The sequence below is a fragment of the Novipirellula herctigrandis genome (assembly GCA_007859835.1).
Lineage (GTDB): Bacteria > Planctomycetota > Planctomycetia > Pirellulales > Pirellulaceae > Novipirellula_A > Novipirellula_A herctigrandis.
Map to the genome: position 1 here is coordinate 8414317 of SJPJ01000001.1, position 14287 is coordinate 8428603.

General features: G+C 53.4%; 9 protein-coding genes. 7 read left to right on the top strand and 2 right to left on the bottom strand.

Features of this window, described 5'->3' with window-relative positions; all coding sequences use genetic code 11:
* Positions 1-13: 13 nt before the first annotated feature.
* Both CA13_RS30345 and CA13_RS30350 read right to left on the bottom strand, forming a co-directional pair.
* Positions 14-2953 carry a glycoside hydrolase family 2 protein gene (locus CA13_RS30345; protein WP_146403055.1) on the bottom strand — a complete coding sequence of 980 codons (2940 nt, stop codon included), beginning with the start codon at positions 2951-2953 and terminating at the stop codon, positions 14-16.
* A gap of 155 nt (positions 2954-3108) precedes the next feature.
* The gene (locus CA13_RS30350; RefSeq protein ID WP_146403057.1) at positions 3109-4278 is read right to left on the bottom strand and encodes a hypothetical protein; all 1170 of its coding nucleotides are present in this window, start codon (positions 4276-4278) and stop codon (positions 3109-3111) included.
* Positions 4279-4860: 582 nt separating this feature from the next.
* On the opposite strand from CA13_RS30350, the gene CA13_RS30355 reads away from it, so the two are divergent.
* The 7 genes from CA13_RS30355 (at position 4861) to CA13_RS35875 (ending at position 13699) form a co-directional block, all read left to right on the top strand.
* Positions 4861-7986: a glycosyl hydrolase gene (locus tag CA13_RS30355; RefSeq protein ID WP_146403059.1), complete on the top strand. Its 3126-nt coding sequence runs from the start codon at positions 4861-4863 to the stop codon at positions 7984-7986.
* A gap of 272 nt (positions 7987-8258) precedes the next feature.
* Positions 8259-8519, top strand: coding sequence for a hypothetical protein (locus CA13_RS30360; protein WP_146403061.1), 261 nt, complete (start codon positions 8259-8261; stop codon positions 8517-8519).
* 202 nt (positions 8520-8721) lie between these two features.
* Positions 8722-9738 (top strand): hypothetical protein, encoded by a 1017-nt coding sequence (locus CA13_RS30365; protein ID WP_146403063.1) that lies wholly within the window; start codon positions 8722-8724, stop codon positions 9736-9738.
* Between the two features lie 976 nt (positions 9739-10714).
* Positions 10715-11017: a hypothetical protein gene (locus CA13_RS30370; RefSeq protein WP_146403065.1), complete on the top strand. Its 303-nt coding sequence runs from the start codon at positions 10715-10717 to the stop codon at positions 11015-11017.
* 365 nt (positions 11018-11382) lie between these two features.
* Positions 11383-12120: a DUF4303 domain-containing protein gene (locus CA13_RS30375; protein WP_146403067.1), complete on the top strand. Its 738-nt coding sequence runs from the start codon at positions 11383-11385 to the stop codon at positions 12118-12120.
* Positions 12121-12255: 135 nt separating this feature from the next.
* Positions 12256-12891 carry a hypothetical protein gene (locus CA13_RS30380; RefSeq protein WP_146403069.1) on the top strand — a complete coding sequence of 212 codons (636 nt, stop codon included), beginning with the start codon at positions 12256-12258 and terminating at the stop codon, positions 12889-12891.
* Positions 12892-13000: 109 nt separating this feature from the next.
* Positions 13001-13699, top strand: a complete 699-nt coding sequence (locus CA13_RS35875; protein WP_419195035.1) for a hypothetical protein — start codon at positions 13001-13003, stop codon at positions 13697-13699.
* Positions 13700-14287 lie beyond the last annotated feature (588 nt).

Genomic DNA, 14287 nt, shown 5'->3' on the forward strand with positions numbered 1-14287 from the left:
GCTACGCACTCAGTCATTTGGCGTTAGCGGGGCCGGTTCCGTCGTCGAGGTCAGGGTCGAACTGCTGCGCGGCGGGGGCCGTGCCACCGGGGCTTTCCATTCCCCATAAGGAGTCAGCTTGGTCCCGCGTCAATGTCGCCAACGGAAGCGAAGCCTCGCCAGCCGCGTAGGTCAGCAGCGACTCGCGAAGCTGGAGCGTGACAGGATCAGCATTATCAAGCGGAATCGCAGAGACCAGCAAGCGACCGTGGCCGACTCGGCACTCAAACAACACACCGAGCCGCCAGTTGCGATTCCAATCATCGATTGCCGAAACGATCGGTTGCAAGTCCTGTGGCATGGAGGTCAGATTAACCGAGCGCACGCCGTCGACGATGGAGGTCCATTGCCAATCACAGTGCTTGTCAGTGGGGAAGTTTGCGAGCGCCGGGTGCTCAGAATCGCAAAGCAGCCCCAACATCGCGTCGAAGCGGGGCTCTGGACGACGCGGCGGCCGTACCGTCATCTGAATGTTCCAAAATACCGGCGTCTTCTTCATTGGCGGCGAGCGAGTGGGGTCAAGGTCTTTCGGCCCAGGCACGAACAACACTGTTCCACCGTCCTCTAAACGCTCGGTGGCCTCCTGCCAATCTTGAGCCACTAGTACTCCCGCTGGCGTAGGTGCGGAGGACTCCTTGGGGTAGAGCCAGAAATTCCAGTCATTCTCAATCTCACCACCCTCCAGCCCAACGACTAGTTTGTAGGCACGTGGCGCAGGTAGCGAATGGAGCACTGTGTTCACTTTGCCGAGTGGAATATCTTTTCCAATTGGGACGTCGCACGTATCCCAAACGCCGTTGCGAACCGTCGTGCCATCAGCGTTTACGATTTTCCAGTACGGCTTCGCGCTAACCAGGGGCCGCGCGCCGAAATGATAAATCGCCACCTCTGCATCGAGAGTATCGCTAGTCGTAAACGTCCGCTGGCGCAAACGGGCAAGGGGCACGGTCGGACTGTGAAACCGTCGAAACTCCTCGCCGCTCACATAACTCTTCGGGTCCCAAAAAGCATCGAGCACGCCGATTAGCGCAGTCCCTTGGCCAAGATAGTCGCGGATGTCCAGCATCTGGTGCCCGGCCAGACCTGGCGTGCGCAGATTCGCTTCCAACTCTTCTTTGTAGCATGCAAGTTGGAACTTCCCAGAAGCCCAGGCGAGTTGGTCATTGATATCCGCCACCCCGTTGCGCTCGGCGATGTAGCGGAAGATGTGGTAGTTCGATGGACGCAGATACCCCGTAAATTTTTCGATAACATCAAAGTCCGGATACGCGCACCATTGGCCGATTTCATGCGCAAGCACCGGAATCTCTATGCCCTCGAGCGCGGTACGGTGGTCGTTCCCAAACCATCCGGTCGTGTTGCGAAGTTCACCGCGGCCATACCGAACCAAGCCGGCGAATTGGGCTCCACCGGTGACCTGTTCGGGTCGATTCCATCCTGTGCCTGCCGCGTAAAGCCGACGTGGGTCACGCTCGTACCACCGTTTCGCCCACTGCGGCGTTACTTCCGTGTAGCGTCCGGACGGCTCGTTTGAGGGCGAGAACAGTACAAACGACGGATGGTTCCCGTAAGCTCGTAGCAATAGTTCCGTTTCCTCTTCAAGATAGCTGGTGAAGACGCCGTCGGTATAGAACGGTGACCACAAACCGCACTCCGCTTGGAGGTAAAAGCCGAGTTCATCCGCTGCGGTGAAAGCAGCCTCAGGTGGGCAGCACGAATGGAAGCGGATGCCGTTGAGTCCGAATTCTTGACAACGTCGAATGATCCGCTGCCACGATTCCACATCCGTTGCAGGATAGCCGGTCAGAGGAAAATCGTTGCCGAAGTGCGTCGTACGAAAGTTCACCACGCGGCCGTTGATCAGCGGTTCTTTGCCGCGCCAAGTGATTTCTCGCAGTCCGAACGTGACTTCCTGTGAATGCTCTCCGAGTGGCGACTGTAACACTGCGCGAAGCCGATGCAACTGAGGATTGAACTCGTCCCATGTCGCGGCATCCTCGCCCAGCGGAACCACGACCTCGGCCTCACCACCGCCAACTTGCCAGACGACTTCCGTTTCCACTCCACCCACGATCAGTTGCCCACGGCCCGTTTCGCCGGTGATATTACCGACCTTTACCTTCATCCGCACCGACTTGTCCGCGACGTTGGGAAACGCTTGCACATCCGACAGCCAAACCTGTGGCGTGCAACGCAACTCGATCTTTCCGGCGACTCCGTTCCAGGTTGATCCGAGAGCGTCCGACACTGCGTGGGCATCGGGCATATGACCGTTGTTGCCCTTGGGGTCGCTGACGATCATTCGGTTGTCGAGCCGTATTGTTAGCCGATGATGGCCAGGTTCAAGCACGCCAAAATCGAACTCATGCGGTGCAACCAAACTGCGCATTGAACCGACCTGATGCTCGTCGATCCAAACGGTCGACTCCCAACGTGGTCGTTCGAGAACCAGTTGAGTACGACGATTGTTCCATTCGGCTGGAATCTCGATATCACGCTGGTACCAAGCCGCTCCAAGAAAATGCCGCGGAGGCTGTGATAGAAAGGGAACTTCGACGCGTCCAGGTTGCGAAAACGCGCTCCTAAGTTCCTCAGGTTGAAGCTTCCACCATTCACCGCCAAGGCCGAGCACCCAAGGCGTATCGGCGCTGATTTCATCTCCGAAGCCTTGGGCCTGAAGAACTCCAGGCAGCTCAATTCGATCCCTCAAATCATCCGTGAACCACTTTTCTCGGAGCCCAATGTCTTCGCGATCAAGCGCAAACCGCCAGGTGCCCTCAAGGTGCAATCGCTCGGAAACGCCGTCCGTTGCATACGCGGTCAGCGACAGCGAGGACCAGCCAAGAGCAAAGATTGCCAACGATCTAGCAACGAACCTAGCGGACGTGACAAAGTGCATTGCAAAACGGATCACGTGGTTACCAACCTTGACAGTTATGGATTTTTATTGCTTGTGGTAAGACACAATGCTCACCTGCGAATTCCTACGCTGGCGAACTGCGAATTTGCCGCAGTCTACCAAAACCGAATTTGCGCGACAAATTTAGGGCTTCCCAAACGTTCAATGTGTCAGCGACAAAAACTGACATCGGCGATCGTGTCTAATATCGAATCAAAGGTCGCATTGGCAACATAGAATCCGTCGATGTCGCCTTGTTCCATCCAGGGAAAGACATCGTCAACCAACTCCGTCGTCGCAACAACAATCCGGCAGTCTTCAAGCCCCACTTTCCTTAACTCTTGGCGAACGATATTCGCCCGTTTTTGGCCCGCATCAACATCGGTTCCGTCTGCGACTTCAATGGCGAACGTCATATTCTCAGGATTGGCACCTACGTCCTTCTTCGCCAACGGCGACAGGTAGGCACTAATATCCTCAGACGCATTGATTCGCAATATTGCGTGATGACGTTGCTTTAGGATACTTGCAAGCCCTGTTAACGAGTCCAGTTCCACCCACGCGATTTTACCCTCGGGCCATTCTTGGAACGCACCTGCTTTTGGAACAGACGTCGTTCCGGCAAAAGCAGCCTCTTCATTAAGCAATCCTGTGCGATTCGCGATGACATCGACATACTCGGGCACGACCAACATGACCGTGTCCACATACCATTCATTGTCGAGTTGCATTTCTAGCCCATAAGCATTGTCGTAGACAATTTGCCCAGGATCATCGCTCGTCTCAACGCCAGCGATGGAAAATACCACCAGCGGTCGACGTGCTGCTGGCATGCCTGTCATCCCAAACACCTTTCCGAACAACGCTCGAGGTCGTAATGAAATAGATGTTTCCAGCAGCTTTTTGCCATCTCGGTACCAAACAGCTTGTCCGCTGCTGAACCCGATCAAGAGTTCATCAACGACTCCTTCGTGTTCACTCTGTATTCCAAACTCTGGATTCAATTGACTGTCATACATTGCGTCAACGTCAAGGGCGGATCGCAAAGAACCAACCAATTGCTCTCGCAACGATTGATCGTCAACCTCGACCTTACTTGACACCGGATAGCCATGAATCTTCTCAGCTGGTTTTGCAACGGATGAATCGGCAAAAGAAATCAGGGTGAACCCCTCGCTATTCTCAATGACCTCGAGAATCGTCGATGACTCATTGCTCCCTGCGATAGCCTCCGCCTGGACGGTTAGCTCATTTTGTTGAGTAGGCGTAGCCTGAACGGTCGACGAACTTTTCGGTTCAACGTCGCCGTCGGATTCCTCACCGCCCTTACAACCACACACAGCGGAAACAACAATTCCGGTGCAAATGGTAGCTGTCAGTCTAAGGAGAGAAGAATTTCTGGACTGAGGAAGACAAAGTCGCATGTATGGAACCTCTCGTCGAACAAAAAATGGTTTTCAGATAAGCCACAGTTATTTCGATTTGTCGCGGTCGAAATAGCCATGTGAGTATACCCCCTGCGAGTGTGTCATGGGGGGGAGTAAGAGCAAGCGAATCTTGGTGACCACACAGTGCTAACAATTAACGAATTTGGTCATGTGCTCATTCTGCGACATCGTGTCCGCAGGTTTGGCGCGCAAAGTGGCGTGGGCACGGTTATACTTTGTCACCATCGCTAAAACGCACTGCATTGTGAGCTGCCATGCGACTGTTGCTAGTTGCAATAGATTCGTTCACGGTAAACAGGTCGTGAAGCTGACGCATCATCGACAATCCTGCTAACCAATTGAGCGGCTAGTTGACTCGGGCAATTGACGCGGGCAATTTGAATCGAAACACTCGCCTATCCGAGACCACCCGCCCAACGAAAAGGCAAACGAGTCTTTTACATCAACAACCTTTCCCTCTTGAAGAGAATAACTTTGATTACACGACCTAGACTTCGATCGCTTGTTTTTTTTCCCCTGGTGATGGTCTTTGCCTATTTCACCGCGGCTGTTGGTCACGCTGAAGACAATTTCGCAGAGGTGGAACGCCACTTTCGCGAACTGCCGATGGAAGCAAGGTATTTGACTGGCCCTCTTTATTGGCTGCACGGGGACGAGAGTAAGGCAACGCTAGAACACTACGTTGAAAAGATCGCCGAAGGTGGAAATGGATGTTTCACCGCTGAATCGCGGCCGCACAATGATTGGCTTGGCGAAGGTTGGTACCGCGACCTGGAAATTTGTTTGGATGCCGCTAAGCGTGCCAAGCTGAAGATGTGGATTTTTGACGAAGAGTGGTGGCCTAGCCAAATGGTTGGCGGTCACGTTCCACCAGAGTATGGCAGCAAGTACTTGGAGTCGGAACAGAAAACCGTCACGGGCCCTCAGCACTACGAGATTGACGAAGTGGGTGGACCACACTTTGTTGCCGTCGTTGCCGGTCAGGCGGATTCAAAAGGAAGGATCGATGACGCGACCTTGATCGACTTGGAACCGAGTCTCGACGGTGACCGGCTTGTCTGGGACGTGCCTGCGGGGCGTTGGAGCATTATGACCTTTCGCTGGCGATATGCTGGCGCCCAAGGGCACCAGAGGCAATGGATATCGGTCGACGGTGCCAGCAAGGATTGCGTGGATTGGTTTCTGAAAACCGTCTATCAACCGCACTTTGATCGATTTGGCGACGACTTTGGCAACACCATTGCAGGGTATTTCTACGACGAGCCGGAAACCCAAGGTGACTGGGGCACAGAGGTGATTCCTGAAATTCAGCGGCGCGGCGTCGACTGGAAAGCAGTCCTTGTGGCCAAACAATTTCAATTGCAGGATCCAGAGCAACAAACGGCTGCTGCTTATCAGTACCAAGACGCGTTCGCCGAAGCGTGGGGACGCACGATGTACGGCGGCATCAGCGATTGGTGCCGCGAGCACCAAGTGAAATCAATCGGTCATTTCATGGAGCACGGTGAGCTGTACCTGCGTCCCACCTTCTGTGCTGGCAATATGTTCCAGCTACAAAAATATACTGACATGGGTGGTATCGATTTGGTGCTTCACCAGATGTATCCAGGCGAGCGTCCCTTGCATGTGTACCAAACGCCAAAGCTCGCCAGTTCGATCTCGCATGCCTATGGCAAGAAAGATGACTTGGCGATGTGCGAGATCTACGGCGGTTACGATCAGACAGTCACTTATCCACAGATGAAATGGTTAGCCGACCAGCATCAGGTTCGTGGTGTTAACTTCATGGTCCCGCACTCCTTCAATCCCCGTGCACCCTATGATCATGATTGCCCCCCCTATTTCTACAACAATGGCAACGAGCCACGTTGGCCGTTGTACCGCGTGTGGGCCGACTATACCAACCGGCTCAGCACGATGTTGTCCGGCGGGCACCATGTTTGTCCGGTCGCGCTACTGTACTTGGGAAACAGTTTTCATGCTGGAAAATCGATCACACCCGAGAACATGACGTCGGCGCTGCAGGACGCGCTATTTGATTGTGATTGGATGCCGTACGATGCTTTCGAAAACGACACTCAGATTGCCGATGCAAACTTACTGCTGCATGATGAACGCTATCGGGTCCTGGTTCTTCCGGCTGCCGAGGTACTGCCTTACGAAACACTGGCCAAAGCAAAGGAATTCTGTCAGTCAGGTGGCGTCGTCGTCGCTTACGGAATACTGCCGACAGCTTCGGCCACTTTGAACAAGGATGCGTCCGACATCACCCAGTTGCGTGAAGCAATTTTTGGCCAAGTCGAAAAACCTGGGCTGGATGCTTGCCAAGTCAATGCCAATGGTGGTCGATCGTACTTTCTACCCGAGCAACCGACCACCGAGCAGATTCAACAAGTGCTAGCCGTTGATGCTGGCATCCATCCGACCTTAGAAGTACTCGATGGACAAACGGATGATTGGCTACATGTATTGCATCGCGTGAAAGCCGGTCGCGATGTGTTCTTCGTTGCCAATCAGCAACACGAAGGTTCCACCAAGACATTTCGGCTTCGCATACGAGCCGGTGGCGTGCCGGAGGCGTGGGATGCGATGCGCAACGCCGTTAACTCGGTGCCGTTCAAGCGTATCGATGACGACGTGGTAGAACTGAATTTGACGTTGGAGCCACTCGAGAGTGTGTTGTTGGTTTTTTCGCCCGAAGCACGCGATCTTCCTGTCAGAATCACACCAGCGGACAAGCCGGTTCAAACCCCTCTGGCTGTCACCCGAGTTGCAACGCCAGTTGAAAAGATCATTCCAAGCCAACCTGTCGTCGAAGAAGCGGATCGCTCACTGTTGATCAAAAGCCATTGGGTATGGTACCCCGAAGCGAATGCCCAGGAAGCAGCAAATCCAGGTACTCGATATTTCCGAAACGAACTCACCTTGCCCATCGACGCAGAGGTCATTGATGCCAAAATGTGCCTTACTGCAGACAATTCCTGGGTGCTCTTCGCGAACGGCCACGAGGTTGGAAAGGGTGACAATTGGCGAAGGTCGACTTCGCTTAACCTGACGAAGTCATTTCACGCTGGCCGCAATATTTTGGCGATTGCCGCAACGAACGGTACCGACTCGCCCAGCCCGGCTGGGTTGATTGGTTGTTGTCGAATCACGCTTGCAGACGGCCAAGTCATGATCGTTCGAATCGACGAAACGTGGAAAGCCGAGTTGCGTCATGTAGACGGCTGGAATGGTGTCGATTTTGATGATCGAGCATGGGACACCGCAAAGACCTTATTGCCGTACGGCGGACAACCTTGGGGACAGTTGGGTGATGCAGAGACGCCAACGATTTCCCCGGTCCAATCCGATCCGTTTGTTGGACGGGTGACGGTTCCCAACGCCTGGCTAGATCGAGGCCTGAGGATTGTCTTGGAGGCGGACTCCATTGTTCCCGAAGCGGCCGCGGCGATTACCGTTAACGGTCAAAAGGCGGGCGGATTCATTGGTGCTCCCCTGCGTGTGGATGTTTCGGCGTACCTAAAAGCTGGCGAGAACACAATCGAAATTGATCCGCTCGCACCCGCAGGCGTTCGTCTAGCACCCTTTTCGCAGTGATGCGTCTAGATCGATGCCGCAGAACACAGCCGAACCAAGCCACTGTGTCCATTCGGCGTTCTGCGGGGCAGCTGCATCGGAGCCCTATTCATTCTAGAAGGGCTTTTGAGATTCGCCGTCCACAGTGCGTTTTCATGTTTCAAGACAAGGACACCTGAGACATCTTGCCTACAAGACCGTCGGTGTGTCTGACTAATACCTCTGTCGCGAAAGCTGGGTAAGACTCATGATATAGGGAAAGTTCAGTTCTCTTTTTGTGAGGTACCGGTTCGATGGAAAGTTCAAAAATTGATCGCGATGCTTTGAAAGCGAAGTTGCAGGTGGAGTTTGAAGCAACGCTCAACGCAGTCGCCGATTCCGTTGACAATGCGCGCGATGGCGTTTGGATCGAAGACAGCGAAGGCATCAGTCGTCAAGTACTTGATCGCTTCAGACAACAGGTTTACGAAGCAACCATGCAAGCGAAAATCGATGCGGCGGAAGCCGCTTTTTCCCCCTCCGAAGAGCACGACGGGAGTTCGCGCTCGGAATAAGGGTAGGCAACTTCGCAGCGTGTTGACCGAAAACGGTCGTGTACAATTCAAGCGAGTCCGATGGGCAATAGAAGATCAAGGATGTTCCGTTCCGATCGATGCTTTGCTTGATGAAGCTGAGAAAAGTTTTACACGCGGTGTGCGTGAGATGCTCTGTCGGTTGAATCAAAGTTCGTCAAGCTTTGCCAAGACGGCGGAGAATATGTTTCGTTTAGCATCGATCGACATCAGCGGAGAAAGTGTGCGTCAGATCGTGGAGTACGAGGGACGTATGATTACCAATCAACTGACCAGTGGCCGCATCGATCCTGGTTGGTCCTCGGCAGATTGTGTGATTGACGACAAGCCACTTTCTGACTTGGCCGTCGACGCATCAGAACGGGCAGAACAATCGGAAGCCCCCGGAAAACCTCGGAAAACTCGCGTCTATATTGGATGTGATGGTGTTAAAGTCCCCGTCGTGACTGACGCGGAAAAGAGAAAACGACGTGCAACAATCAAATTCAAACGAAAACGCAGTGGCAAGAAATGCCGCCCGCTACCAAAGCTTCGTAACGGATCGGATCAACAATACAAAGAAGCAAGAATTGTTGTTGCGTACGACGAACAACAGACGCATCGTCTTGTAATCTCGACGCGAGGTGACTGCGAAGTCACCGGGCGATTGCTGCAAACGTTGTCGACGACGATCGGACTGAATCAGGCCACTGAATCGATTGCCAATATCGATGGAGCTCCTTGGATACGCAATCAACTTGAGTTTCATCACCTTGTCGACGAGATCAACCTGGACTACTACCACTTGAAGGATAACGCCCAGAAGGCGCGTCGTGAAATGTACGGCGACGACGAGGCGGGAGCGAAGTGGCTTGACTCGTTGATGGACGTATTGATGAGTCGAGGGATCGACTCGCTGCTGAGTGAGTTAGTCGCTCAGAAAGGTGACTGCCGCGGTCGCAAGCTCGAAGCGTTGGAACACCTAATCGGCTACGCTGCGGAGCGTCGAGCCATCATTCGTTACCGAGAGTTTCGCGAGCGGGGGATCCAAATTGGAAGTGGTCCTACTGAGGCACAGTGCAAAACGACGACTCAGCGAATCAAAGGTCGCGGTCGCCGCTGGGACTTTGCGAATGCCGAGTATCTGATGAACATTGCCGCCCTTGATGCGAGTGACCTATGGGAAAAGTATTGGGAAATACCTGCAAAACTCGCTGCTTAGAATCGTCCAGAAAGTTTGGTCAGACACCGACAACGTCGTTTGTTGCTTTTAAATTGGGACCTCGTTAAACTGATACTGCTAGGGAACGAACAACCGTCACCGAAGGGGCCGAAGGCTAAGCTGACGGTGCTCGGTTGATTGATTCATCATGGTGACTCGATCGGCGTTTAACCCAAATCCGTGCGATAACCATGTGATGCAACGGAGGACGGGTGGTTCGTTTTCTCGTCTGCTTGCAAGTCTTTCGCCCGTCCCCGCTGATCCGGGCCGTTACCCGATTCATGTTCGATTTGGCGTTTTCACATCACACTTGACTAATCCTTACTCCCCTCCGCAAAACTCCCGATCAGAATCTGTTGCGTCTCGTTCCGCAGGGTCGAAGGTTCTCGCGTCAATTGCTTTGGTCGGTTTGATCGCATACGCAGTGCTTTCCGGGTTGATCCTCCAGTCGCCGCTAGAGAACGATCGAAAAGCTGCCGAATTTATGCTCGTAAACGTACCACTTCTTGCTCTGATGGCCGCAGGTCTAGCATGGTCGCCCCGCAGTGGCGCAGTTTGTGGCGTTCTTGCGGCAATTGGGCAGACTGCAGTTGCGATTCTGATTTCGAAGCACGTCTACATTTCACCAAGCCATGTTCTAAGCTGGGTTTCGTCATTCGTGTTTGTCTTGACTGTGATTCTCGGACTTTCGTGTGCTTCACTGAGACTCAAACGTGCGACACAATGATCTGAAAGAGGCATCGGATAACCAGTGTGATGCACCGAAGTCCGGCTTGCACGCATATTGAAATGCAAGATCGACTGTCCGGACTCGGTGATCACGAACGTTCACCAGCAGAGAATGCAACAAAACAATCCATACCAAGCGACGCTTTTGAGTGCACCGAGGAGTTCGGGTTCGCGCGTCGTAATTTCACTTTGGTGGACCGTCTACCTCCATTCCGCGATTGCTTTGGCTTTGATCTACGCTTGTTGGATGCTAACAACTGTTTCGCTGGGTCGGCCGCCGGGATTTGGCGAGCTTCCTGACAATGTTGCAGCACACAACGCAGTTTACGTACTGGCAATCCCGGCCGCGTTGTTAACCATCGCGGGTCCGTTTCTGATTCCCATTGGTCTGGTGTGGGGATTGGCCCAACCGTTTGGTCTTCGTGCCCCGAAAGAAATGCCGACCGCGAAACGAATCGTTTGCCTGACTACGTATGTTGTCATCTTGACAATCGTGGACGCTGTCTACTCTTCCGATCCATACGGCGCCATCTATTGGTTCTGGGACTAGAAGACGCGGCGAACCATGATCGAGATAGGGGCCCGGTTGCCCGGGACCCCTCTCACACCACCGTACATGCGGGTCCGCATACGGCGGTTCGTTTCTTGGGGCTAGGAAAAGGGGAAGTCGGCTAGGAAAAGGGGAAGGGGGTCGTTTCGCTTCGAGCAATCTCCGGTTACCATCGGCTTGCTCGGTCTTGCTTTGGGAACGTATACTGGCATTCCACCTTCCATCTAAATTCCCACGGATAACCATCCGTTGCACACGGAAGCCGCGGCCGCGCGGATTCTGAAATCAATGTCGTTTGCCGCGGCCCGGTGAACGGTGACGTTACCCGACTGAATTATTCCTCTATATTTAGGCTGGTCTGACAAATGAATTCTGACGTTGACTGGGCGCTCTTCTACAAATTCGATGGAGATCGCCCCTCTGAGTTTAGAGAGGTTCGCCGGTTTGGAGCGACTGTTTGGCAGGCAACTGGTAAACCGGAAACTTGGGGTGAGAAGACTGTGAAGGAACTCGAGTCCGACGAACAGACACTGGCCGCGTTCCAGCATGCGTGTGTCAAATGCGGAGATGACGGCTTTATTCTCCATCAGTCTGGGAATTGCGGTCGCGACGGACTTGATGCAGATCACCTAACCGACGTGATCTATGATGGGGCAAAAAAAGCATTTGATAGTGTGCGTCGCAATCATCCCCGGCAAGCGATTACCCGATTCGGCATCTACAGCGATGACAGTGCCATGACGATTGCGACTGCTGCGTCAACCGCCGTTGCTGACACCAGTCCTGACGACGACAGCGAATCACTTTGGAACATGTCGGCTTGGGAATTCGATGAGGGTAGCGAGTACCTCGACCCCGCATACCGTATGATCCTGCCACCCCATCGGCTAATTCCTTGTGACGAAGACACCTACGATCGCAGTGTAATTTTTGCGGCTTGTGCTAATGCTTTAGCTCGCATTCGGAGCGAAGGCTTTTTCGGGGAACCTAATGATGATCTCGTCGTCCTTTTTCAAGTGTCGGATTCCGGCGCAGGAATTGGACTCAATGCAAAGCTAAATACAGCCACCACGTTTCAACGATACTCCAATTGGATGGGGTGAATCTACCTCGTCGGATAACAAAACGATGCACGCGAAGCCGGACTTGCGCGTCTCTCCAAATGTTTAGTATTATCGTTCCGGCTCGGTGATCGTAGCCGTTATGCCGAACGGGGCAACCTCCTTCGACAGCATCTCTTGACTTGTATGAACCCGTATTTGTCGACCAATCTCGACGCCGATCATGGTACTGACACGCGTTTGCTTGCGTTTAGATCGGTTCTTGTTGGCGTTATTGCCTACCATGCGTTCGTGCTTTTCCTGCTTGTCATGCCTGGGGAGCGGCTCGCGTCACTGCTGTTCCTACTGAACACGCCAGTGATGGTGGCATGGGTCGTTAGGCTGCGGAGGGGACATCCTAGAAACGTGGTCCCTGGAATTGTGGCAGCAGCAGTGCAGGTGCTTCTTGCCATTGGGTTTATCCTGAACGGCGGGCAGCCGGTAGCGATTTCGGTCATTTGTGGCACCATCACTATTGGTTTTCTAGCATTGGCTGCCGTCTGCTATCGTTTTTCTGGAGATTCTTCCCAAGAAGATCAACCGAGTCGTCACGCTTTGCTTTTTCCTGTTTTAGTCTTTTGTTTTACAGCGGCAATTTACGTCTGGGCGTACTGGGGCCTGACAACGCGCGGCCGTGCAGACGAAAAGGAGCTAGCGGAATGGGGGCACAGGATCATCCCCAGGTACGCGAATGACACGGACCTTGAACGCTGGTTTTTCTCGCCAATTCACTCTCTCGACCGCCGCCTTCGTCCGGACCATTGGTCTCCATGATCAAGCATTTGTGCCGTACAGCAACGACTCGAAAAATCGGCGAACCATCGATTGCACGGGAGATCGCTGGCAGCCGCTTTGGCAATAGTTCATCTTTCGCGCGATCCCCGTGAATCGTAACGTTCGTCGCTCAGAGAGTTTGCCAGCACTAATGGAACACGAGGACGCAAAGGTTGAACTATCTCGGCACGCGGGCATTGTCGAAGATTACTACGAGGACGGATTCATTGGATGCCTTCGCCCGTATTCCGGGATCAGAGCGGAGAACTTTCACTCGGTTGTTGAATCGTTGCTTTCTGTCGGCGTTGCCTCTGCGTTTACAAACACGATCGAACGCTGTATCGCAGAGTCAGTTTGCAGAATTACCGTGACTGCACGTCGCTGGGGAATTGATAGTGGTGGCATGTTGGTCCGCAACAAACTCATATCGTCCGACGATCGTGTGCAACTCCGCCGATGGATCACAATCATTGAAACTATGATGTTGGATCTTCTCGCAGGGCAAAAACCGCACGAGACGATACATGGATACTGCGAATACGTTGCTGAATTCGGTTGGGGTGGGAATGCGGCGTTTTTCGTCCCGCTACTCGGCTCGGCAATCGAAACTGATGACTTTGGCGATCGACTTCAGGGACACTGTGCTGCTATAACTCGCTTGGGCTCAAAAGCGATTGCAATTTCCGATTCCCTTGTTCTCGCACGGCGACGCAAATGGGAGTGGTACGAACCCCAAGAACGATGTGCCGCCGAAATGCGTGGCTACATTGACCAAGCACTTGCGGCGATCGGCACTACCCAGATGTGAAACGCGACGAACAATCGCATGCACCGGAGCCGGCGGTCGGGTCGGTTTTGAAATCAACGCGTATCGCGCCGGCCCGCTGATGCGTAGCGTTCGTCCGAAAGAGTTCGACTGGCTCTGTTTTGTAATCTACTTACTTTGATGAAAGAAACGTCGATATTATCGATAACCATCTTGGCGCTAACGCTTGTGGGGTGCGAAAGGACTGCGCTTGATTACCACCGTTCTGTTAGCGACTGGGAGAGTGCAGAGGTAGCTCAAGAAGGAGGGCAACCCTTTGACACAATTTGGACGAAGCCGGGCGCATCGTATCCACACTGTATTTTCTATACGGATACTGACCAGGACGGTCGAATCGACCGGAGAGATGAACAGCGCGGCGAACGTTATACCGTTTCGTCTTTTGACGATGATCGCGACGGAAGGTTCGATCGAGAATGTGTATATTCGTTGGACACACCGAATAGCGAAAAGAAGGTCGATTGCGCGGTCCCCGCAACATGATCTATGAATCATCGAAGATCGGTATGCTGGTGTTGGGCCTTGGCGTCACAACACTGGCTTGCGGCTGATGCCGGTGAACGATATACC

What these genes read in the sequence shown, in the direction of transcription:
- CA13_RS30370 (WP_146403065.1), top strand. Translation starts at nt 10,715, where the DNA reads ATGCTAACAACTGTTTCGCTGGGTCGGCCGCCGGGATTTGGCGAGCTT.
- CA13_RS30360 (WP_146403061.1), top strand. Translation starts at nt 8,259, where the DNA reads ATGGAAAGTTCAAAAATTGATCGCGATGCTTTGAAAGCGAAGTTGCAG.
- CA13_RS30365 (WP_146403063.1), top strand. Translation starts at nt 8,722, where the DNA reads ATGTTTCGTTTAGCATCGATCGACATCAGCGGAGAAAGTGTGCGTCAG.
- CA13_RS30375 (WP_146403067.1), top strand. Translation starts at nt 11,383, where the DNA reads ATGAATTCTGACGTTGACTGGGCGCTCTTCTACAAATTCGATGGAGAT.